This window comes from Gilliamella sp. B3367, from assembly GCF_026536825.1.
Classification (GTDB): Bacteria; Pseudomonadota; Gammaproteobacteria; order Enterobacterales; family Orbaceae; genus Gilliamella; species Gilliamella apicola_E.
Genome location: NZ_JAFNNJ010000002.1, coordinates 13,115 through 35,474 on the forward strand (window position 1 = coordinate 13,115; position 22,360 = coordinate 35,474).

Genomic DNA, 22,360 nt, shown 5'->3' on the forward strand with positions numbered 1-22,360 from the left:
ATTAAATTAACAATAGGGGCGCAATGCCCCTTTTTTATATCAAGATATTATGAATTGCTTTTTCAAAGATTATTTTTAATTAAAAAATAAAAATCTTTACTTTTATCTAGTCTAATAAACTTTACTTTTCATAGAGCATGTTTAAAATGCACCAGTCAAATTAATAACTCAGTCCTAGTTATTGGAAAAAATAACAAAAATTGACAATTATCATTTAAACATAGCTAGAAGTTTTTTTATTAGTATTATAATTTTTAAGGAATAATAAGGAATAAAACAATGAGCTCTACAGTTAGTCATTATCAGTTGTCACAAAAATTTAATCCGCTTTTAACCATTATCTTTACTTTAATAGGTATTTTTGTCGCAATTGCTTTGGGCATTATCTATTCAATCATCTCTTATTATTCTCCGTTTGTCATAATTGATATTGGTTTAGTCGTTGTAATGGGATTGACGTTAGCCTATCTTGCTTCATTTCTTGCAAAAGCAGCAAAAGTAAGAAATACCATGGTTAATTTTTTTATGGCATTCTTTATCTGTTTATTTGCTTACTACTCAAGTGTATGTGGATTTGAAGTAGGCCTTTTTTCGGGTGATTTTACAGATTATATTGAACTGTTTTTTTCACCATTCACTGTCGTTGACATCATGTTTGATGAAATTCTTCCATACCGTGAAATATCCATCACCAGAAAATCGAATACAAGTCACATTTCTGGTTTAATGTTGGGTGTTGTTTATTTAATTGAATTACTTGTTTTCTTCTATCCATTAATCGTTTCATTTCATATTGATGATTATTATTGTGAAGATTGCCAAGCATGGTATAAAAAATATCAATTCTTCTCATCAAGTAATGAAAGCCTAGAAACTAAACTTTCAGCCAATTTAACTGGTAGTTATGCCGATGCATTATCGCAAACAACTTTTTATACTGATATAAAAGGAATACTTAACCAAGTCGATCAATCAGCAGGAAATATCGATGTATTAGAATATCAATATTGCCAATGCCCAAAATGTCGTCAGAAAAGCATTCTTACCATAGAGAAGAAATTATTGAAAAAAGACAAAAAAGAGTATGAATTAAAAGGTGTTAGTGATGGATTTATAGTCCAAGATGCCTATATCGATAACAAAACCGATGCATTATTTGAAAAAGAAATATAAATTGGTAAAAAAGATAAATGAATAAGAAAGATAAAAGGGACAGATGTCCCTTTTTTTAAGGGTGATTTTTAGGATAGTGTCGATTTTTAATTGATTTAAAGTACCAATATAACGCAGCATAAGCGATCCCCGTCGATAACAAATCAGCAGTTGGTGATGCTGCCCATACACCATCTAAATCAAAGAATAATGGAAGAATATAAAGTGTTGGTAACAAGATTAAAATTTGTCTTGAAAGGCTTAACAAAATAGAAATTTTTGCCATACCAATACATTGGAAGAAACTGGTAGTTACCATTTGGAACCCAACAAACGCAAAAGAAAATGTAGTATAACGTAGTGCAATTGCAGATATTTCTATTAAATCAACATCAGAGCTAAATGCTCTAACCAGCACATCAGGAATAAAACAACCTAATATAAAACCAACGCTAGTAATGACGGTGGCAATTTTAACCGCATAAATAAACGTTTCCTTAACCCGAGCATAATTTTTGGAACCGTAGTTATAACCAATAATCGGTTGCATACCTTGGTTTACGCCAATAACAATCATAATAATCAGTGTAATTAATCGGTTAGCGTTAGAATAGCCGGCAATTGCATCATCACTTGAAACATGTGATATTGGTGCATAATGGGTTAACTGCCAGTTGATAAATACTACAACAACCGACGCAGCCACCTGCATGGCAAACGGTGACATACCAATCGATAAAATAGATTTAACATAAGTAAAATCGAGCTTGAAGTTGCGACGATATAATTTAATATTGCTGTTTTTGCTGATAAAGTGTTGCATTACAAACAAAAAGCTAATAAACATCGATAGCGTAGTTGCAAACGCTGCGCCACGCATTCCCCAACCTAAAGCAATAATGAAAATTGGTGCGAGAATAATATTAGCAATCACACTGATAAACATCGTTACCATGGCTTTGAAAGGATAACCACTGGCGCGCATCATGTTGTTGTAATTAAATGTTAGTGTGATAAAAATACTACCCGGTAAAAATACCTCTAAAAATTCTCGTGCATAAATATGATTAGTGGGGCTTGAACCGATAAAGTGTAAAACCGGATCAATAAAATAAAGTAATAATGCTAAAGTAATACCGCTAAGCACGGCAGTTAACATAAACGATGTGCCTGCTACTCTTTCGGCTTTATCAATCTCGCCTCGACCCAAAAATATCGAAATACGGCTTGCCGAACCAATACCGACCAACATACCAATGCCGGCAGCAAGATTCATTACAGGCAAAATAATACCAGCGCCACTTAACGCTTCGCGACCGATCCAATGACCAATAAAAATTCCATCAATAATATTGTAAAGCGTATTTACTGTTGTCCCAATAATTGATGGTAGCGCATATTGCCAAAATATTAGGCTAATTTTTTTATGTTTAAAATCATCATAAATATCGCGTGAGTTTGTCATTTTTATTCACATTGAAAAAAAGTTAAAGTTGCTAAGAATTTTAGAATATACGTAAAAGTATAAAATTGACTTGAATAATCATAACTAGTTTAACAGAGATAAAAATTGATGATAGCACTTTTTTAGTGCTTTGATAAAATAGTCGATTATCAAATCGTCTAGCGTAATAGGAATTTTCATGAGTGTACAAATAGAAAACGTTGTTTTACATAAATTAATAAGAAAAAGCGATACGGAAATCGAATTACAACTTCGTGACTCACTACTGAACAATGAACAAGCGGTAACCAACTTGATTGAAGATATAAACCGCGTTTATAACAACAAAAGTAAAGCTTATGGACTATTTAATAGTGAAAGCCTTTTTGAACAGTCGCTTAAAGAATTACGTTTAGGTAATCAAGACTTCCTTAATTTTAGTCAAGAATCTACCAAACAATTACGTAATGAACTGGCCAAATATCCATTTGCTGAAGGTGGCACCGTTATTTTTTGCCATTATCGATATCTAGCTGTTGAGTATCTTATTATTGCTGTATTAAATAGCTGTTTAAGTATGTTAGTCAACGAACAACTCAATATATCAGAAACCCAGTATTTAGATATTGACCATGCCGACATCATTGCTCGTATAGATATAACCGAATGGGAAACGGCTCCTGACTCAAAACGTTACCTAACTTTCCTAAAAGGACGAGTAGGGCGTAAGGTTTCTGACTTCTTTATGGATTATTTAGGTGCGAGTGAAGGATTAGATGCTAAAGCGCAAAATAAAACACTTGTTAAAGCGGTTGATGACTATTGCCAAGAAATGCAATTTGACAACAAGAATAATGCCCGTGAAAATGTTTATAATTATTGCCAAGCGCAATTACAAGCAGGTGAAGAGATTGAACTGAAAAATCTTGCTAACGAATTGCCAGCGACTGACGAGAATAATTTTATGGAATTTGTCAAAAATAGTGAATATGATCTGGAGGACACTTTCCCCGTTGATCGTAGTGCACTACGCCAACTTAAAAAATTCTCCGGTAGCGGTGGTGGATTAACCTTAAGCTTTGATTCTGATCTATTAGGCGAACGAATCAAATGGGACCCGCAAACTGACTCACTTGTGATTAAAGGTGTTCCACCTAATTTACGTGACCAACTTCAACGAAACAGTGGCTCAAACTAGGAAAAAATTATGAAATATATTGGTGCTCATGTGAGTGCTTCTGGTGGTGTCGATAATGCTCCAATTAATGCTTATCAAATTGGTGCAACGGCTTTTGCTTTATTTACTAAAAATCAACGCCAGTGGCATGCAAAACCGCTTGAATCAGCAGTGATTGATAGTTTCAAAAAACGCTGTGAACGATATGGATTTACTAGTAAACAAATCCTACCGCATGATAGTTACCTTATCAATTTAGGTAGCCCTGATAGTGAGCAACTCGATAAATCCCGAACAGCTTTTTTAGACGAAATGCAACGCTGTGAACAGCTAGGGTTAACTTTACTCAACTTTCATCCTGGTAGTCACCTACAAAAAATTTCGGTGGATGAGTGTTTGGCGCGTATTTCCGAGTCGATAAATATCACTTTAGATAAAACTAAAAATGTTGTTGCAGTGATAGAAAACACCGCAGGGCAAGGGTCTAATCTTGGTTATAAATTTGAACATCTTGCACAAATCATCGATAAAATAGAAGATAAAAGTCGTGTTGGTGTCTGTATTGATACCTGTCATGCGTTTGCTGCCGGTTATGACTTACGTACTGAAAAAGCCTGTAAAGAGACCTTTGACGAATTTGAAAAAATTGTTGGCTTTAAATACTTACGAGGTATGCACTTAAACGATGCTAAAAGTGAATTGGCAAGCCATGTTGATCGTCATGATAGCTTAGGCAAAGGAACCATCGGCGAAACGGCATTTAAATTTATCATGCAAGACTCGCGAATCGATGAAATTCCTCTCATCCTCGAAACTGTCGATCCGGATCTTTGGAAACAAGAAATAGCGTGGTTAAAAGAGCAGGAAAAATGAAAATAATAAAAATAAAGTTATTAATATTATTATTACTGAGTTGTTTTGTAAATGCTAACGAGGAAATACAAAATCATTCAGATAACACTATAAAAGACTTAGATATTTTTATCGTTGAGAAAAAAGACAACCCCATTTTCTATTTTACTTCAGTATCAGAAAAAATTAATTTTAACTCATATGATGAAAATGGAAATACTCGAATCGTTCCACACTTAATTCCAGATGAAATAGGTAATTATAAGAAAGATAGCTATAAATTAACAAAAATCTATCGACAACGTTTTTTGAAAGAAGCTGGAATATCTGAAGACGATAATTTCTATCTTTATGATTACGAACATAATCGATTATTTACTTACCCTATTCGCAAATTAGAAGCTTTTGCAATCATAAATATTTATAGTATCGGTAAAGCACCACATCATGATGAGAAGAGTTATCAATTTGGTTTTAAACTGAACCTTAAGCAATTACCCAACTTAAACCCTAAAAATACATTTGTTTATATCGGTAAGGAAAGTCCGTTTGCTATGCAACAACTAACGCGAATAGACTGGCAAAAAATTGACAATCAAGATTTTCCAAACGTCTCGAAAAATAACGATACTTCTGTTCAAAATAGTATTACTCAAAGCTATTTAGCTCAATTAAATGAATTAAATTACTATCTTCAAGATGAAATAATTAAGCATGACAACTTTACTGGGACCTATCATAGGAAATTGGTAATAGCTGATAATGAAAAAAACATTTTTACTTATTTTGAATATTCCCATACTGAAAGTTCAAGGATTGGAAGTCTAACTGACAAAGATTTTAATGAAATGAATAAAGACAAATGGACTGGCAAATTGTTTAAAAATCAACCTTTAGTGGCATTTGGATTTGAATCAATGATATTTCCATATTCATATATTTATTATATTGATCCATTATATACATTTAAACGTTTAGATATAAAATCTGATTATCGACAGGAAGATCATAGATCAAGATAAAATTCAGATTAATTTTGTGGATATGTACTTAAGGAGTAGGTAAACAATGAAAAAAATACTAATTGTATCTATTATTTCTTTATTAAGCTTTGGTGCTTATTCTCAAACATCAGTGCATCCAAAAACAGTGAATCATTCACCATCCACTGAAAAAGTAAATCTTCATCAACTAACGTTTATTGATTATATAAAAGATAAAAAGCGATTTGCATTTGTTTCTGTGACAGATGATTTACTTGCTCATGGCGATAAATCAATTGAGGCTTTCTTTTTGATACCAGATGAAGAACGAACTCACTCAGATCCTGTCAATGCACAATATTCAAAACCCTATTATTCAATTGACGGCAGATACCACGACATTTTTCTTGGCAAAATAGGTTTACCAAATTCGTCAATATTTATTTATGACAAAGCCACTAAGCAATCAGTATCATTTGATATTAAAGATCTCAAAATATCAGCGGTGATTAAACCGAATCAAAACCAAGGTCCATATTTCGAATCAGATTATTTATATGGTTTTGAAATTGATGCAGATAAAGTTAACAACTTCGAACAACCCTTAGTCTACATTGGTGAACAAAACCCATTTATTCAATAACGAAGTTAAATTAATAAGCATGCTGGTCAATTAGTTTTTTCTTCAATTGAGGTAATTAAATCGATGATTTCCGGAAGAATATCCAAAATCAAAGCTAACTGTTGCATGACCAGCAAATCATTATCTTTATCATCATCGGACACAATCTCAAGATGATCATCCACCATTTTCTTTAAAGGAAGATATTCAGAGTCGATCTTCTTATTGCTCAAAATGGTAATAATATAAAGCGAAACATTATCAAATAGTTCAAGCGTGTGGGGCGAGATGTTTTTATCACGATGCGCTCCTAAGGTTGACAAGTAACTGATAAATGTATGATTAAGTGTTAATAATCGGAAACCTTGCTCAATCAGATCGGGTTTTACATGAGGCTCTTTGGTCATTAAGCTGATAAGTGAAGATAAATCGGCGTTACTATCATGTGCAGCTCGCCGTGCAACACGGTATTTAGGATCATTAGTTTTACCTGATACGTATTGACTACCAATTAGCGCCAAATAGTGACTATCATCATGGCAGACTCGATCAAGTAATTTAGGTAAGTTTCTAAACTTCCAATCAGGCCAGATAAAACTGACCGCAAACCATGCAATAAAGCATCCAATTAACGTTGCTATAATACGTGATATTGCCACCGAAATACTACTTTCACCGATCAAGCTAAAACTAAAAAATACTAATAAAGTAATGAAAGCAGTCGCATAGGCATATTGCGAATTCTTAAATAGAAAAAATAACCAGCCGGTCAAAATAATCAACACTAATTGTGCTTCAATACTTGGAAATAAATAGGTTAACGGAATCCCGATGATGATCCCTAAAATTGTCCCGATTACTCGCAATTTTAAGCGGTATTTAGTGGTGGAATAGTTAGGTTGGCAAACAAATAAACTGGTTAAAATAATCCAATAGCCATGTGAAAGATGAGAGAAGAAAATCACCATATAACCCACAAAAAGCACTAGACTCATACGAATAGCATGGCGAAATAATGATGATTTCAAAGTTAAATTTTGCTTAATTCGTGAAAATATATCATGAAAGCGAGTTAGTTCCTCATCAATCAACTGATTATCTTCTTGTATTTTAGATAAGTGTTGCTCGGTATCAATATTGGCCAATAATAAATCGATGGCTTGCAAATTTTGATAGAGATTTTGCAACGATTTAATAAATAACATATTGGCATTAGGATGCTGTTGATATTGTATGATTGCCTCTTCTAAATAAGCAAAATAACGAGCAAACAGCGGATCATGGTGATAAGTTTGATTTAATTTAATCGATACCGCTAATTTGGCACAAGCTTTAGCTTGTAAATTCAAAATTCTTGCAAAACGAAATAACAGATCGCTATGCTTAAAGTGTTCACTGAGCGCTTGATAATCACCATGAGACGAACTTGCTCGTTCGTGAATATCTTGAGCAACAAAATAATAACTAAGCATCTTTCTAATATAAGATTGTCCACGAAAGCCTTTTAAACGATTAAATAGCGAACGCTTGGTATCATTAAACGCATTAATCACTTGAGTGTTGCATTCTGTCAATTCAAGCGTTTGTCGTCTAAAGCCATCAGTTTCATCAGGATCAAACATCGCTGCTTTGGCATCAAGATAAAGTGATAATTTCAAGAAGCAATTTGCTAATGTCTGCTGAGTTGTACGAATCGGTTGTACTATAGATTCAATTAATGAAACAATGTTATACCAAAGTGCACCCAATAGTAGAAAGCAAGGCAGAGTATAGTTATCATCAAACAGATTGTGGCCCAGCATGGTATACGCAGCAATCAATAACGAACCAAAAGCAATCACGCCATATCGTTGTCCAAGCGTACCAAGCATAATAAACATAAACGTCGAGCTAACTAATCCAACAATAAATAACAAAGGAAAATTAAACAACAACTCGACCGAAAACGTTGCAATCGCAAAACAAACTAACGTAAGTAAAATATTAATACAGCGACTGAGCAACCGGGTATCAATCTCTGTCAGGCCTGCGGCAACCACGCCTAAAGTGAGTGGAATCACCAATGAAACTGAACCAAAATACCAAGGCACGAGCGTAGAGCCAGTCAAACTAACCAGCATACGAATACTAAATAGCAAATTACTGCTATAAAAAACTTTACGCAAAGATAAGATAAAAGAATGCACGTTATTTAGTGTTTGAAATGAGTTAACATCATAATGCAAAGCATACTATATAATTAGCGAAAGTAAATTTATTAATATCAAATCAGACTTAAAAGTAATGAAAGATATACTTTTTAAGCAAAAAAAGTTGAGGAACGGGGTTTTTGAGGCCTAAAAATTCGCCTTTTAACAATGTTAATTATAACTTTTACTCAATTTTCACCCGCATGTTAATAATTTTTTTTTATTATTAATTCATTTAATAACACGCTATATTATGCGTTCAAAAATTTTATAGGATTAAATCATGAAGCGTCTATTTAAAATTGCCTCGGTAGCGATGTTGTTAACTTGTGCTTGGACAATTCAAGCCAAAGTGCCTGAATCGATTAAAATTGGGTCGGATACATCCTACGCGCCGTTTGATTTTATTGATAAAAATGGTGAAATCAGTGGCTTTAATATCGAAATCACCAAAGCACTTTGTGAAAAAGCTAAGATCAAATGTGAGTTTCAAACTACTGATTTTGATGCGTTAATTCCCTCTTTATTGTCACGCAAAATCGACATGATATCCTCTTCATTGATGATGACGGAAAAACGTAAAAAACAGATAGCTTTTTCCGACGAAATTTTTATTACTAATTCTCGCTTAATCGCAAAAAAAGGCTCTGATTTGTTACCAACCATTGAGTCATTAAAAGGTAAGCGGGTTGGCGTTGAGCAGGGGACTTCTCAAGAGCATTTTGCTAATGATAAGTGGCGCCCAAATGGTGTAGTGATTGTGCCATATCAAAATCAGTTACAAGTGTTTTCGGATTTAGCAGCGGGGCGTTTAGATGCGGCATTGCAAGATGAGGTTACTGGTAGCTATGCCTTTTTAAAACAGCCTCAAGGTAAAGACTTTGCGTTCGCTGGTGATGTGCTTAGTGATAAAGGCTATTTTGATGTTGGTGTTGGGCTAGGATTCCGTAAAAAGGATGATGAGCTACGTGAAGCGTTTAATCAGGCACTTGTTGAAATTTTAAATGATGGTACCTATAAGAAAATCAATGATAAGTATTTTGATTTTAGCGTTTATGGCAATAAAAAATAAATTATATGCAAGGCTATAGTTCATTAATATTACAAGGTGCACTAGTTACAATTGAATTAGCGATTTGTTCGCTAATTCTTGCCATAATGATGGGGGTAGTTTGTGCTCTTGGCAAATTATCTCAAAAGCCTATTTTGCAACTACTTTGTCAGGCTTATACCTCATTAATTCGCGGTGTGCCTGATTTAGTTTTGATGATGCTGATCTTTTTCGGTTTGCAATTTTTGTTAAACAGCATTACTGATTTTTTTGAAGCTGATATGATCGAAATCAATCCTTTTGTGGCAGGTATTATAACCTTAGGATTTATCTACGGTGCTTATTTTACCGAAACCTTCCGCGGTGCTTTTCAATCGGTTCCCAAAACATTAATTGATGCTGCTACTGCATTAGGCTTAAATAAGCGTCAAGTTTTTATCTATGTACGATTTCCTTTGATGATGCGTTATGCTCTTCCCGGAGTTGCTAATAATTGGTTAGTCATTTTAAAAGCCACGGCACTTGTATCATTATTAGGATTGTTCGATCTAGTAAAAGCAACCAAAACCGCTGGCGAGGCAACCTATCAACCGCTATTTTTTGCCTTACTAGCCGGAGCGTTTTATCTATTTTTTACTTCTATATCTAATGTTGTTTTATGGTGGCTTGAGAAACATTATTCCGCCGGTGTCACTAAAGCAAAATTATAATCGAGCCATATTATGTTAGAAATCATTCAAGATTACTGGAAAGCTCTATTATGGTCGGATGGCTACCATATTACAGGTCTGGCAATGACGCTTTGGATCTTGATTTTGTCTGTGTCATTGGGTGGGATTTTAGCATTAGTGTTAGCGGTGGGGCGAAATGCTAACCATGTCTTCATTAAATGGCCGATTTGTTTGTTTACTTATGTTTTTCGTGGGACGCCACTTTATGTGCAGTTATTGATTATCTATACCGGCATATATACATTGAGTTTTGTTAGCGAACATAAGTATTTAAGTGACTTTTTCCAAAGTGGATTAAATTGTACTATTTTAGCTTTTACACTCAATACTTGCGCGTACACTACTGAGGTTTTTGCTGGTGCGATTCGTAATGTACCAAGTGGTGAAATTCAGGCCGCTACCGCACTTGGTTTTAATCGCTGGCAATTGTATCGCTATATTATTTTACCAAGAGCTTTTCGAATTGCATTGCCTGCTTATAGCAATGAAGTGATTTTTATGTTGCACTCAACCGCATTAGCTTTTACTGTGACGGTTCAAGATGTGATGAAGATTGCCCGTGATATTTATGCTGAAACCTATCAACCATTTCATGCCTTTGGGATTGCAGCGGTGATCTATTTGTGTGTGAGTTTTGTTCTGATTTTTGGCTTTAAACAACTTGAAAAACATTGCTTAGCTTACATGCGGGTTAATGAAAAAGTGGTATAAATAAAGTCAATCAAATAGAATTTTACCAAATAAAAAAACAGGCAACGTTTTGCATTGCCTGTTTTTAGAATCAACCAATTTAATTGATGATTAAATCATCAGCAGGCACTCCGTCACCATGACTATCACCACCATCTTTGGCGCCAGGCAGTGCTCGGGTGCGGTCAATTGGTAAAAAGTTACCGTTTGAAGTTTCGATCTGGCACTCACTCCAAAAAATAGAATATTTGGTGTTAGCGTGCATACTTTCACCTCGGAAATAACATTTTGCAGCGCTGTATAAATCATTTCGACAAATGAGTGCTATTAGTAACCAAACACAAACTACGGCAATCGAAATCCATTTTAAATTGTGCCACAAAAAAGACCAAAATCCTTGCTTACGAATACGACAGTAAGCGAAGACTAATAATATAACGCCAACAAATCCTAAAAATTCATATACCCAAAATAACCACATATTGTTATCTCCTAAGCAACAATTATTGGATATTTTATACTAACTTTAAGATTACATCCATGAACCATTACGAATAATACCAACCGCGATACCTTCAATGGCAAAATTTTGTTGCTCTAAATCAACATCGATTGGCGCAAATTCAGGATTTTCCGCTAGAAGTTTTACATGTCTTCCTTTTTGCGATAATCGTTTTACGGTGACCTCATCATCAATGCGAGCAACAACCACTTGGCCGTTTTTTACATCTTGAGTTTTGTGAACGGCAAGTAAATCACCATCTAAAATACCAATATCCTTCATTGACATGCCTTGTACTCTCAATAAAAAGTCAGCTTGTGGTTTGAATAATGCTGGTGACATTTGATAATGGCTTTCGATATGTTCTTGTGCCAAAATTGGTGAGCCAGCAGCTACTTTACCAATTAAAGGGATGCCTTCAAAATCGGATGCGTCATCTGGTTGTTCAAGTAATAAACGAATTCCACGAGATGAGCCAGCTATCATCTCAATCGCCCCTTTTTTAGCTAATGCTTTTAAATGTTCTTCAGCTGCATTGGCGGATCGAAATCCTAATTTTTGGGCAATTTCAGCTCGAGTCGGTGGCATACCGGTTGTTTGAATGTTTTCTTTAATTAAATCATAAATTTGTTGTTGGCGTTCGGTTAATGGTCTCATGGTTTATTCCTGTTTTTATATACAGATACATGTGATTATATACAGCTATACGAACAAAACAACTGTTTTATCTAATTTTTTTGATATTGGACATTAAAAAATCCACAAAAAGTATTATTTTTGATCTAAATCACAAAATATGGTGGCATTTTTTCATCAAAATGCGTTATTGATGATATTCTGACAAAGATGATTTAAATGTTTTATGTGGGGCCTTTTGCGGGCAATTATTAAAATTATTTTAGGGATAGATGCGATATATTCTGTTGCCCAGTTGTATGATATAATCCCTTAATATAGTCATTTTAGTTGGAATTTGATTTATGTCTTATATTGTTGCCCTTAGTGGAGGCATTGCAAGTGGTAAAAGTACCATTGCCCATCTATTTGCTCAATTAGGCGTTCCAATTATTGATGCTGACATTATTGCTCGCCAAGTGGTTGAAGTAGGTACGCCTGCTTTGGAGCAAATTACTAAACATTTTAGCCAAGAAATCTTGTTAGAAAATGGTGAATTAGACCGTAGTCAATTAAGAGAGATCATTTTTAACAATGATCATGAACGGTTATGGTTAAATAATTTATTGCACCCGATTATTGCACAAGAGACGCAAAAACAGTTTGCTCAGCAAACCAAACCTTATGTGATATGGGTGGTGCCTTTATTAATTGAGAACAATTTACACCAGTTGGCTGATCGCGTTTTGATGATTGATATTCCAGAAGCGTTACAATTAGAACGCCTGATTAATCGAGATAGAATTAGTGAGTCATTGGCAAAAAAAATGGTTGCAACACAGGTTTGTTTGACCGATCGTTTAGCCTTTGCCGATGATATTATTGTGAATGATGGTGATTTAGAGTCACTGAAAATTCAAGTAGATAACTTGCATAAGCAATATCTACATAACTTAAAAGTTAAGAATAGCTATGAATAACATAATTTTCGAACATCCATTAAATGAAAGAATGCGTACTTGGTTACGGATCGAGTTTTTACTTAAACAATTACATTTACATCGCCATTTCTCACAAAATAATGCATTATTGTTTTTTCATGCATTATCAGAGTTATTAGAAATCGTTGAGCGTAATGATGTTAAAGGCGATTTAATTAAAGAGATCGAAGCTCAAAAACAGAAAATACTATCTTGGATTGAACTTGATGGTGTAGACAAAGAGTTACTTGGCGATATGCTTAAAAAATATGATCTTTTTTTAACAAAGTTTAATTCGAGTTTACGCTTAGGACAAGCTTTGAAAGATGACCGTTTTATTACGGCAATTCGTCAGCGTTTGATGATCCCAGGTGGATGTTGTAGTTTTGATTTACCATCATTTCATTTATGGTTAAATCAAACACAAGAAAAACGCAATTCACAAGTTGATGAGTGGTTAAAACATATTGCGGTACTTGATGAGCCTTTGAAAGCTTGTTTACAATTTATTCGACAATTAGGCGAATTTAGTCTTTTCACTTGTACCAACAATTTCTTCCAAGAAACCAATGGTGATGTGAGTTTGATTCGAATTCGTGTTGCTTTGGATAAAAATGTTTATCCTCAAGTATCCGGTCACATGTCTCGTTATAGTATTCGTTTTTTACCCCTTTATGCTGGCGATAATAACAATATTGATGCAATCGAATTTGAACTTGCATGTTGTTAGTCCAATAGAATTTAAGAGCGTTTAAATGAATAAAAATACCATTGTAAAATGCCCTACCTGCCAAAAAGATGTTGAATGGTCTGAAAAAAGTCCATATCGTCCGTTTTGTAGTAAACGTTGCCAATTGATTGATTTAGGCGATTGGGCCACAGAAGAACATCGCATCGCTGATAAAGAACTTTCTGAACAAGATCTTTGGAGTGAAGACGAAATTTCTGATCTGATGAGTAAACATTAATGAAGATTTTAGGCATTGAAACCTCGTGCGATGAGACGGGGATTGCTATTTATGATGACAAGCAAGGTCTTATCGCCAATCAACTCTATTCACAAATCAAATTACATGCTGATTATGGTGGCGTCGTACCTGAGCTCGCTTCGCGCGATCATATTCGTAAGACGGTACCGCTCATTCAAGCTGCATTGAAAGAAGCAAATTTAAAACCCAGTGATATTGACGGCGTGGCTTATACCGCTGGGCCTGGGTTAATTGGTGCATTAATGGTTGGTGCTTCTATCGGTCGCTCGCTTGCTTATGCTTGGAATGTGCCTGGGGTTGCGGTGCACCATATGGAAGGCCATTTACTCGCGCCGATGTTAGAAGATAATCCGCCCGAGTTTCCTTTTGTTGCTTTACTCGTTTCCGGTGGTCATACTCAATTAATTAAAGTTACTGGTGTTGGCGAATATGAGTTACTTGGCGAATCGATTGATGATGCTGCAGGTGAAGCGTTCGATAAAACAGCAAAATTATTAGGATTGGATTATCCTGGTGGCGCTAAATTATCTAAACTTGCTGAGCAAGGCGATGCGTCACGTTTTCATTTTCCAAGACCGATGACAGATAGACCGGGTTTAGATTTTAGTTTTTCCGGTCTAAAAACGGCCGCAGCAAATACTATTCATCAACAAGGGCAAGACCTTGACGAGCAAAGCAAAGCGGATATTGCTAGAGCATTTGAAGATGCATTAGTCGATACGTTGTTAATTAAATCACGTCGAGCTTTAGATCTCACCGGTTTTAATCGTTTAGTTATCGCTGGTGGTGTTAGCGCCAATAAAACGTTACGTCGTAAATTAGCTCAACTAATGGCTGAGCGAAAAGGGCAGGTATATTATCCGAGATTAGAATTTTGTACAGATAATGGTGCGATGATTGCTTATGCAGGTATGATCCATCTTAAATCCTCACAATTTGCTGATCTGGCAATAGAAGTCAAACCAAGATGGCCATTAAGTGAACTTAATGATAAATAAATTGTTCAAGCTATATTAAAAAGGTTTTTTAATGAAAACATTTATCCCCGGTAAAGATGCAGCACTTGAAGATTCGATTAACTATTTTCAACAACAATTGGAAAAATTTGACTTAGTTGTTAAAGAAGCATCTTGGCTTAATCCTGTACCTAACGTATGGTCGGTACATATTCAAAATACTAAATGTCCACTCTGTTTTGCCAACGGTAAAGGCGCCAGCAAAAAAGCGGCATTAGCTTCTGCTCTTGGTGAGTATTTTGAAAGGCTTTCAACCAATTACTTTTTTTCTGATTTTTATTTAGGTGAAAAAGCTGCCAATAGTGAATTTGTTCATTATCCAACTGAAAAATGGTTTACGATACCGAAAGATAATAGCTTACCTAAAGGATTATTATCGCCAAAATTACTCAAGTTTTATGATCCGGATCATGAATTAACTGCTACTGATTTAATTGATTTACAGTCAAGTAATGGTGAACGTGGGATTTGTGCTTTACCGTTTGTACAACAATCCGATGGTCAAACCATCTATGTACCGGTTAACTTAATAGCTAACTTATATGCTTCTAATGGAATGTCAGCAGGCAATACTCCAAACGAAGCACGAGTACAAGGTCTGTCAGAAATATTCGAACGTTACACAAAAAATAGAATTATTACTGAGGCAATCAGTCTGCCAACCATACCTGTCGAAGTACTCAATCGTTATCCAGCAGTATTAGCTGCAATCGACGCTCTAGAAAACGAAGGCTTCCCGATTTACTGCTTTGATGGCTCATTAGGTGGCGAATTCCCCGTTATTTGTGTTGTTTTATTTAATCCTCAAAATGGTACTTGTTATGCCTCTTTCGGTGCACACCCTAATTTTGGTGTGGCGCTTGAGCGAACCGTTACCGAACTCTTACAAGGCCGAAGTCTTAAAGATTTGGATGTGTTTTCACCACCAAGTTTTGATAATGATGATGTTGCTGATTTAAGCAACTTAGAAACGCATTTTATTGATTCAAGTGGCTTAATCTCGTGGGATCTGTTTAATGAAAAACCGGATTATGAATTTGTAGATTGGGATTTTTCAGGATCGACAGAGCAAGAATTTGCCAATTTAATGGCAATTTTTAATCGTCATCAAATTGAAGTCCTGATCATGGATTACCAACATCTTGGGGTTTATGCTTGCCGTATTTTAGCTGTCGGCATGTCAGAAATCTATCCACCTGAAGATCTATTGATCGCAAACAATAATATGGCGATCCATTTACGCGAATTGATCTTATCGCTTCCTCATCAAAAGCGAACAGCAAAAGAGTTGCTGGCAATTATTGAACAGTTCGATGATGAAGGTTTAGATGATTTTGCTCGTGTTCGTGAACTGCTTGGCATTGCAACAGGTAAAGATAATGCATGGCTGACTTTACGAATTGGTGAATTAAAAGCTATGCTGGCATTAGCCGCTGGTGATTTACCGCAAGCAAAATTGTGGATCGATTGGACGGTTGAAATGAACGAATCCATCTTTACGCCTGAACGTAACCATGCTTATCGTTGTTTGCAAACCTTAGTGAATTTTATTATTGAACGAGGCGAAAACCAGTTTAGTGATTACCAAAATGCATTCAATAAAATGTATGGAAAAACTTGCGTTGACGAAATGTGGCAATATGCAACAGGCAAAAAACAGTTTTTTGGCCTCGTTGATTTGATTAGCAATGAGCATAATCATCCAATGGATCAATTTGTGATGCATCAAAAACTTTTAGAGGTCTACAACAAATTAAAACAGACCATGTAAAATTGCTGTTTTTTAAGATAAATCATTATTTAAAGAGAAAGCATTCATCATCAGTGATAAACCTAAACCGTCTTTGCTGATGATTTTATGTACATTTGAATTTGATATTTAGTGATAAAAGGACTATATTTGAGACTTATGTCACAAAATTCAAGTTTTATGCTTACTAAACTTAAAAAATTCACTTAGCATAAAATGAATCCTTAAACGGGTTGTTCTATAATAATATATTATAGTTTTATATGATAAAGCCTTTTTGAGGCATCGTTTTTCTAAAAGCAATAAGTAGATTCCCTTATTGCTTTTCATTTTCTCTCTAGCAGTTTGAACGCTGGCATAATTATTTAAATCAAGTCGAACAAAGTTAAGTCAAAAATTTTCAATTTTTAGTTTTTTTAAATTAATCCATTTATTGAGGCTAAATGATGACAATTCTTACCGTAGGTTTTGCTTGTTTAGATCTAGTTTGTTTTACTTCACCTAATTTAGAAAAAAACGGTGTTATCCCGCCAGATAATATAGTCCGTTGTGGAGGTGGTTCTTGTGCTAATACGGCTTATTTGCTCGCACTTTGGGGCGAAGCTATTTATCACATTAGTCATTTAAATAATGATTCCTATGGTAATCAGATTGTTTCTGAACTTACTGATGCAGGCGTGAATACTGAGCAATTTATTTTTTCAGAAAACATGATCACCCCATTAGAAGCAATCACCATTGATGAACAAACCGGAATGCAAACCATTATATCGCACCGATTAACCACGCCACCAAAATTAACTGATGATGAAAAAAATAAACTCAATCACTTTATGCAAACCATTCGTGGCTACAATATTGTTATTTTAGTGGATGGATATGAAGCCGAATTAAGTGAATATATCATCAAGAATTTACCTAAAACGAAAGTTATTATGAGTATAGATAGTCTGTCTGATTCGAGTCTGTACCTAGCTCAACATGCAGATTATGTCATTGTAACTGAACAATTTGCATGTGCATTTTTAAAAATAAAATCCTTTAGTGATAAGAAAACAATTAAAGACGCATTTAAAAAATTGCGTAGTTTAACTAGCGGTAAAGTCATCATCCGCATGGGTGAAAAGGGGAGTGCATATCTTGATCGTCAAGAAGTCATCATTATTCCCGGTTTTAAAAACCAACCGATTGATAAGATGACCGAAAGTGACATTTTTCAGGGCGCTTTTGCTTACGGCATTAGTTATGATTGGCCATTAGAAAAGACCCTATTATTTGCAAATCTATCAGTTGCTGCTGTTAACCAGCAAAAAAGAGGGCGAAGCGCTATGCCAAACTTGGTTGATATCAATCGAGTAGGTAAAACGTTTAGTAAGCATTTTACTCTCTATTTTTAATTAATGATATTTTATAGAAGGTTTGCAAACATCAAAAACCCCGCTCCTCAACTTTTTTTGGAGTAAAAAAGGGGGCTTCGAGTTTTTCTATTAAACAGATTTTAGGTAAGTTTGGACGTTTTAACCTGTATTTCATTAAGGAATAAACGTCCGAATCAAGAGATTTTTTAGCGTGTGCTTTACAAATTATGTTATCAATGAGATTAACCTTGTCTGGCAAACTCAGCAGCTTGATTGATGAGTTCATCGCTAGGCGTAACACCGGTGTACAAAATAAATTGTTCAACGGCTTGTAACACAACAACATCTGCACCGGTAATGACAGTTTTATTTAATTTTTTTGCATAATTAATTAGTGGTGTTTCAATTGGTAGGGCGACCACATCAAATACAATATCGGCATGATTAATCAGGGCTTCACTGAATGCTAGTTGATCTGCTTCAACGCCACCTTGCATACCAATAGGGGTCACATTAATAATTAATTTTGCTTGTTCTGGCGTAATGGTTGATTCATCCTTAACCCATTTATAATTGTAACGCTCAGCTAAAGCTTCGCCTTTAATCTGATTTCGGGCACATACAATCCCATGTTTAAAACCAGCATCATAAAAAGCGCCAATTACCGCATTAGCCATGCCTCCACTGCCTTTTAAAACAAATGGCATGTTGTTGTTAATATGATTGGCCTTAATTAGTTTTTCTACAGCAATATAGTCGGTGTTATACGCTTTTAAATAGTGGTCGGTATTAACGATCGTATTCACTGCTTGAATGGATTGTACTGATACATCTAATTCATCAATAAATTCTATACAAGCTTGCTTATAAGGCATCGAAATTGCACAACCACGAATAGATAATGCTTTAATGCCATAAATTGCATCTTTCAAATTATTGGTGGTGAAGGCTTTATAGATATAATTTAGATCCAATTTTTCATATAAATAATTATGAAAGCGAGTACCAAAATTACTTGGTCTAGCTGAAAGTGACATACAAACAGTAGTATCTTTGTTGATAATTCTTGCCATTAACCAAAATCCTTGTGATCATACTAATTAATTTAGTATTCTAGCATCTTTTTGACCGATATATATTTAATTATGGTTGCAAACAACACTGGCCCCAAAATAAATCAGGAAAAAAACACAGTAAAAGTGATGATATATCTTTATTGTCACCAAAAACACCACACCTCAAAAAACCAGTTATGCGATGAGTGTAATGATTTATTACAGTACGCTATGCAACGATTGACTATGTGCCGATTTGGCGAGTCTAAAACTACCTGCGAACTCTGTTTAAAACATTGTTACCGTAAAGACTACAAACAGCGAATAAAAGAAGTCATGCGTTATTCTGGTCCAAGAATGATGATTTATCACCCTATAATGGCTATCAAGCATCTTAATAAAAACTTAAAAACGATTTTGAAGAGATTTGTAGAAAAGCGCTTTTCTAATGCCAAAAAAAGTTGAGGAGCGGGGTTTTTGAGCCTTGAATTATCAACTTTTGTCAGGGTTATCTTCTAATTTGCCTATAAATTCAATTGTTTTCACTTATTTTAGATGTTCTTTGCGATTTGTTCGCAGTTAAACACTAAAAATGCGAATGATTATCTTTTAAAATGTCGCCATTTATTGAAATACAACCGTATTTGATAGGAAGTATGATATTTACGCTTGAACACCTTTCTATAGGGCATGAGGCTGTTGTTAAACGTCTGTTACCTGACTCTTTACCTTTTCGTCGCAAACTTTTAGCTATGGGGATGACGCCTGGATGTAAATTGAAGGTATTGCGAATCGCACCGCTAGGTGATCCGATTGAAATAAGCCTTCGCGGTTTTTTGCTCTGTTTGCGTCGTCGAGAAGCCGCAGCCATCGAAGTTGAGGTAGTTGCATGAAAATTGCGTTAATTGGTAATCCCAATTGTGGTAAAACCACTTTATTTAATTTGTTAACTGGCTCAAAGCAGCGTGTTGGTAATTGGCCTGGTGTGACGGTTGAGCATAAGTCAGGCTCATTTGATTATCAAAATACACAGTATGATGTTGTTGATTTGCCTGGAACTTATTCCATTGAGTCAGATTCAACCGCTCAAGATGAATTTATTACACGTCAGTTTTTGTTAACAGACAAAGACAGTTTGATTGTTAATGTTATTGATGCAACCAATTTGCAACGTAGCTTGTATTTAACTTTTCAGCTAATTGATATGCAAGTACCGATGATAATTGTGCTTAATATGGTTGATGCACTTACAGCGATGGGGGAAAAGTTAAATATCGCTAAACTCTCGAAACTATTAGGTTGCCCAGTTGTGGCTATCTCATCTACGCAAAAGACGGGATTAACACAATTTTATCAGCAAATACAAATTAGCACTCTAGATCTGAAAATAGCAAAACCGACAATAGATACCTTAAATTGGGATTCAAAAGTGATCTTTAATCGCTATTTGGATGAATTACCCGTGACGAGCAAAATCCATCAATTTAACCGGTGGCAATTAATAGAAGCATTGCTTAATGGTTCTGATCCCTCATTTGATTTAGTTGAAAATGAGAAGTTAGAGACTTGTCGTCGTTTGGTATCGATTAATTTTGATTATCAAGTTGATGTAGCCTTAGCCTCTATACGTTACGATACGATTGATATGGTTTGCAAAATGGTGGTCGATAAACCTCGTGAGGCCAGCTTAAATCTTACTGAAAAATTGGATAAATTAGCTTTAGGACGTTTTACTGGGATTCCATTCTTTTTGTTTGCAATGTATGCCATGTTTTTGGTTGCGATTAATTTTGGTTCGGTTTTTGTTGATTTTTTTGAAGGTATTTTTAGTACGATTTTTGTTGATGGCTTTAATTACCTTTTAAATATGCTACATGCGCCAACTTGGTTAACGGTTATTTTAGCTGACGGGCTTGGTAATGGGATTACGACTGTATCAACATTTATTCCAGTTATTGCGGCGATGTTTTTTGTTTTATCTTTTTTGGAAGATTCAGGTTATTTAGCTCGAGCTGCGATGATTGTAGATCGTTTTATGCGATGTATCGGACTACCCGGTAAAGCCTTTGTACCAATGTTAATGGGATTTGGTTGTGGCGTGCCAGCTATTATGGGGACAAGAACATTAGATAGCCCACGTGATCGTCTCTTATCTATTTGTCTAATTCCTTTTATGTCTTGTAGTGCACGTTTGCCAGTTTATGCATTGTTTGCTGTGATATTCTTTCCTAATTATGCATCGGTTGTGGTTTTTATGTTGTATTTACTTGGTATTTTTGTGGCGATGCTGACCGGTTTTGTCTTAAAAAATACTTTGCTACAAGGCGAATTAACACCATTTATTATGGAAATGCCGGTCTATCGTATTCCGACTTTACGCAGTATGTTGCGAATAACTTGCCAACGGCTAAAAAGCTTTGTTTTACGAGCAGGTAAAGCAATCGTAGTGATGGTGACAGTACTTAGCATATTAAACTCATGGGGTGTTGATGGTTCGTTTGGGCATGAAAATTCAAATGACTCTATGCTATCTGTTATTGGCCAAAAAGTGACGCCAGCTTTTACACCCATGGGGATTGATAAACAAAATTGGCCAGCTACCGTGGGTATTTTTACCGGAATTTTTGCCAAAGAATCAGTGGTTGCAACTTTAAATTCACTCTATTCAATGGATCATCATGAGCAAGAAGAGTTTTCATTTTATGGTGGAATTAAGTCAGCTTTTTCCACGATTCCTGCTCATCTTATTGATTTAGCAAACTCAATTGGCGATCCACTCGGGCTCGTTAATCAAGATAGCCGACAAGATGAATTATCTGTTGATTCAATTACGATAACTAAAATAAGCAATTCTTTCATTACTTCAACTTCTGCCATTGCTTATCTCATTTTTATTCTACTATACACACCGTGTGCAGCAGCATTAGGCACCATTTATCGTGAGGTAGGGCTAAAATGGATGATCTTTGTCGCAGTTTGGACATTTGTTATTGGGTGGTTATGTGCAACGATTTATTACCAATTTAGTTTATTAGGTCATTCAACATTTGCACCATATTGGCTAACTGGTATAGGGGTATTTATTATTCTGACTTTTGTTGTAATGCGTAAACTTGGGAATCTGCCATGCTTTAATCATTATCAGTTACCTAAACCACGCTCACACAATAAATCGGCTTGTTGTGAATAATAGACTTTAATTTT

22 protein-coding genes are annotated in these 22,360 nt (G+C 35.2%); 17 read left to right on the top strand and 5 right to left on the bottom strand.

Annotated features, from left to right (window positions below; all coding sequences use genetic code 11):
• The first annotated feature begins 279 nt into the window (after nt 1-279).
• Complete coding sequence (locus J3U23_RS02930) at nt 280-1,173, top strand: hypothetical protein (protein WP_267338397.1); 894 nt, start codon at nt 280-282, stop codon at nt 1,171-1,173.
• Between the two features lie 55 nt (nt 1,174-1,228).
• On the opposite strand, the gene J3U23_RS02935 is transcribed toward J3U23_RS02930, so the two are convergent.
• Nucleotides 1,229-2,617 carry an MATE family efflux transporter gene (locus J3U23_RS02935; RefSeq protein ID WP_267338398.1) on the bottom strand — a complete coding sequence of 463 codons (1,389 nt, stop codon included), beginning with the start codon at nt 2,615-2,617 and terminating at the stop codon, nt 1,229-1,231.
• A gap of 178 nt (nt 2,618-2,795) precedes the next feature.
• Between J3U23_RS02935 and yejK the strand changes: the two genes are divergently transcribed.
• Genes yejK through J3U23_RS02955 form a run of 4 tightly spaced genes read left to right on the top strand, consistent with a single transcriptional unit; the run spans nt 2,796 to nt 6,251 of the window.
• Nucleotides 2,796-3,794: a nucleoid-associated protein YejK gene (gene yejK / locus J3U23_RS02940; RefSeq protein ID WP_065734527.1), complete on the top strand. Its 999-nt coding sequence runs from the start codon at nt 2,796-2,798 to the stop codon at nt 3,792-3,794.
• A gap of 9 nt (nt 3,795-3,803) precedes the next feature.
• Nucleotides 3,804-4,646 (top strand): deoxyribonuclease IV, encoded by an 843-nt coding sequence (nfo, locus tag J3U23_RS02945; RefSeq protein WP_065561737.1) that lies wholly within the window; start codon nt 3,804-3,806, stop codon nt 4,644-4,646.
• Nucleotides 4,643-5,647, top strand: coding sequence for a hypothetical protein (locus J3U23_RS02950; RefSeq protein WP_267338399.1), 1,005 nt, complete (start codon nt 4,643-4,645; stop codon nt 5,645-5,647). Before nfo ends, J3U23_RS02950 begins: the two co-directional genes overlap by 4 nt.
• 46 nt (nt 5,648-5,693) lie before the next feature.
• Complete coding sequence (locus J3U23_RS02955; protein WP_267338400.1) at nt 5,694-6,251, top strand: hypothetical protein; 558 nt, start codon at nt 5,694-5,696, stop codon at nt 6,249-6,251.
• 26 nt (nt 6,252-6,277) lie between these two features.
• Here J3U23_RS02955 and yccS read toward each other — a convergent pair whose 3' ends face one another.
• Nucleotides 6,278-8,368 (bottom strand): YccS family putative transporter, encoded by a 2,091-nt coding sequence (yccS, locus tag J3U23_RS02960; protein WP_267338401.1) that lies wholly within the window; start codon nt 8,366-8,368, stop codon nt 6,278-6,280.
• Nucleotides 8,369-8,702: 334 nt separating this feature from the next.
• Here yccS and J3U23_RS02965 point away from each other — a divergent pair, with 334 nt between their 5' ends.
• From J3U23_RS02965 to hisM, 3 genes are read left to right on the top strand one after another with little or no spacing between them, the layout of a single operon-like run.
• The gene (locus J3U23_RS02965; protein WP_267338402.1) at nt 8,703-9,491 is read left to right on the top strand and encodes a lysine/arginine/ornithine ABC transporter substrate-binding protein; all 789 of its coding nucleotides are present in this window, start codon (nt 8,703-8,705) and stop codon (nt 9,489-9,491) included.
• Between the two features lie 5 nt (nt 9,492-9,496).
• A complete protein-coding gene (locus J3U23_RS02970) occupies nt 9,497-10,180 on the top strand; it encodes an ABC transporter permease (RefSeq protein ID WP_065734523.1) in 684 nt (227 codons plus the stop codon).
• A 12-nt stretch (nt 10,181-10,192) separates the two neighbouring features.
• Nucleotides 10,193-10,912, top strand: a complete 720-nt coding sequence (hisM, locus tag J3U23_RS02975) for a histidine ABC transporter permease HisM (protein ID WP_267338403.1) — start codon at nt 10,193-10,195, stop codon at nt 10,910-10,912.
• Between the two features lie 79 nt (nt 10,913-10,991).
• On the opposite strand, the gene J3U23_RS02980 is transcribed toward hisM, so the two are convergent.
• A complete protein-coding gene (locus tag J3U23_RS02980; RefSeq protein ID WP_065734521.1) occupies nt 10,992-11,372 on the bottom strand; it encodes a hypothetical protein in 381 nt (126 codons plus the stop codon).
• Nucleotides 11,373-11,423: 51 nt separating this feature from the next.
• A complete protein-coding gene (gene lexA, locus J3U23_RS02985; RefSeq protein WP_065734520.1) occupies nt 11,424-12,050 on the bottom strand; it encodes a transcriptional repressor LexA in 627 nt (208 codons plus the stop codon).
• A gap of 323 nt (nt 12,051-12,373) precedes the next feature.
• Here lexA and coaE point away from each other — a divergent pair, with 323 nt between their 5' ends.
• The 6 genes from coaE to J3U23_RS03015 all read left to right on the top strand — a co-directional run bounded on the left by coaE (nt 12,374) and on the right by J3U23_RS03015 (nt 18,140).
• Nucleotides 12,374-12,988, top strand: a complete 615-nt coding sequence (coaE, locus tag J3U23_RS02990; RefSeq protein WP_267338404.1) for a dephospho-CoA kinase — start codon at nt 12,374-12,376, stop codon at nt 12,986-12,988.
• On the top strand, nt 12,981-13,718 hold the full coding sequence (zapD, locus tag J3U23_RS02995; protein WP_065734518.1) for a cell division protein ZapD: 738 nt from the start codon (nt 12,981-12,983) through the stop codon (nt 13,716-13,718). Before coaE ends, zapD begins: the two co-directional genes overlap by 8 nt.
• A 25-nt stretch (nt 13,719-13,743) precedes the next feature.
• On the top strand, nt 13,744-13,956 hold the full coding sequence (yacG, locus tag J3U23_RS03000; RefSeq protein WP_065734517.1) for a DNA gyrase inhibitor YacG: 213 nt from the start codon (nt 13,744-13,746) through the stop codon (nt 13,954-13,956).
• Nucleotides 13,956-14,975 carry a tRNA (adenosine(37)-N6)-threonylcarbamoyltransferase complex transferase subunit TsaD gene (gene tsaD, locus J3U23_RS03005; RefSeq protein WP_267338405.1) on the top strand — a complete coding sequence of 340 codons (1,020 nt, stop codon included), beginning with the start codon at nt 13,956-13,958 and terminating at the stop codon, nt 14,973-14,975. Before yacG ends, tsaD begins: the two co-directional genes overlap by 1 nt.
• Before the next feature lie 31 nt (nt 14,976-15,006).
• Nucleotides 15,007-16,764: a 30S ribosomal protein S12 methylthiotransferase accessory factor YcaO gene (gene ycaO / locus J3U23_RS03010; protein ID WP_267338406.1), complete on the top strand. Its 1,758-nt coding sequence runs from the start codon at nt 15,007-15,009 to the stop codon at nt 16,762-16,764.
• 422 nt (nt 16,765-17,186) lie between these two features.
• On the top strand, nt 17,187-18,140 hold the full coding sequence (locus tag J3U23_RS03015; protein WP_267338408.1) for a carbohydrate kinase family protein: 954 nt from the start codon (nt 17,187-17,189) through the stop codon (nt 18,138-18,140).
• A gap of 203 nt (nt 18,141-18,343) precedes the next feature.
• Here J3U23_RS03015 and J3U23_RS03020 read toward each other — a convergent pair whose 3' ends face one another.
• Nucleotides 18,344-19,174 (bottom strand): shikimate 5-dehydrogenase, encoded by an 831-nt coding sequence (locus J3U23_RS03020; protein ID WP_267338410.1) that lies wholly within the window; start codon nt 19,172-19,174, stop codon nt 18,344-18,346.
• A 51-nt stretch (nt 19,175-19,225) separates the two neighbouring features.
• Between J3U23_RS03020 and J3U23_RS03025 the strand changes: the two genes are divergently transcribed.
• The 3 genes from J3U23_RS03025 to feoB all read left to right on the top strand — a co-directional run bounded on the left by J3U23_RS03025 (nt 19,226) and on the right by feoB (nt 22,346).
• The gene (locus J3U23_RS03025) at nt 19,226-19,621 is read left to right on the top strand and encodes a nitrous oxide-stimulated promoter family protein (RefSeq protein WP_267331391.1); all 396 of its coding nucleotides are present in this window, start codon (nt 19,226-19,228) and stop codon (nt 19,619-19,621) included.
• Nucleotides 19,622-19,770: 149 nt separating this feature from the next.
• Nucleotides 19,771-20,049, top strand: a complete 279-nt coding sequence (locus tag J3U23_RS03030; protein ID WP_218060022.1) for a FeoA family protein — start codon at nt 19,771-19,773, stop codon at nt 20,047-20,049.
• Nucleotides 20,046-22,346, top strand: coding sequence for a Fe(2+) transporter permease subunit FeoB (gene feoB, locus J3U23_RS03035; protein ID WP_267338412.1), 2,301 nt, complete (start codon nt 20,046-20,048; stop codon nt 22,344-22,346). Before J3U23_RS03030 ends, feoB begins: the two co-directional genes overlap by 4 nt.
• The last annotated feature ends 14 nt before the right edge of the window (nt 22,347-22,360 follow it).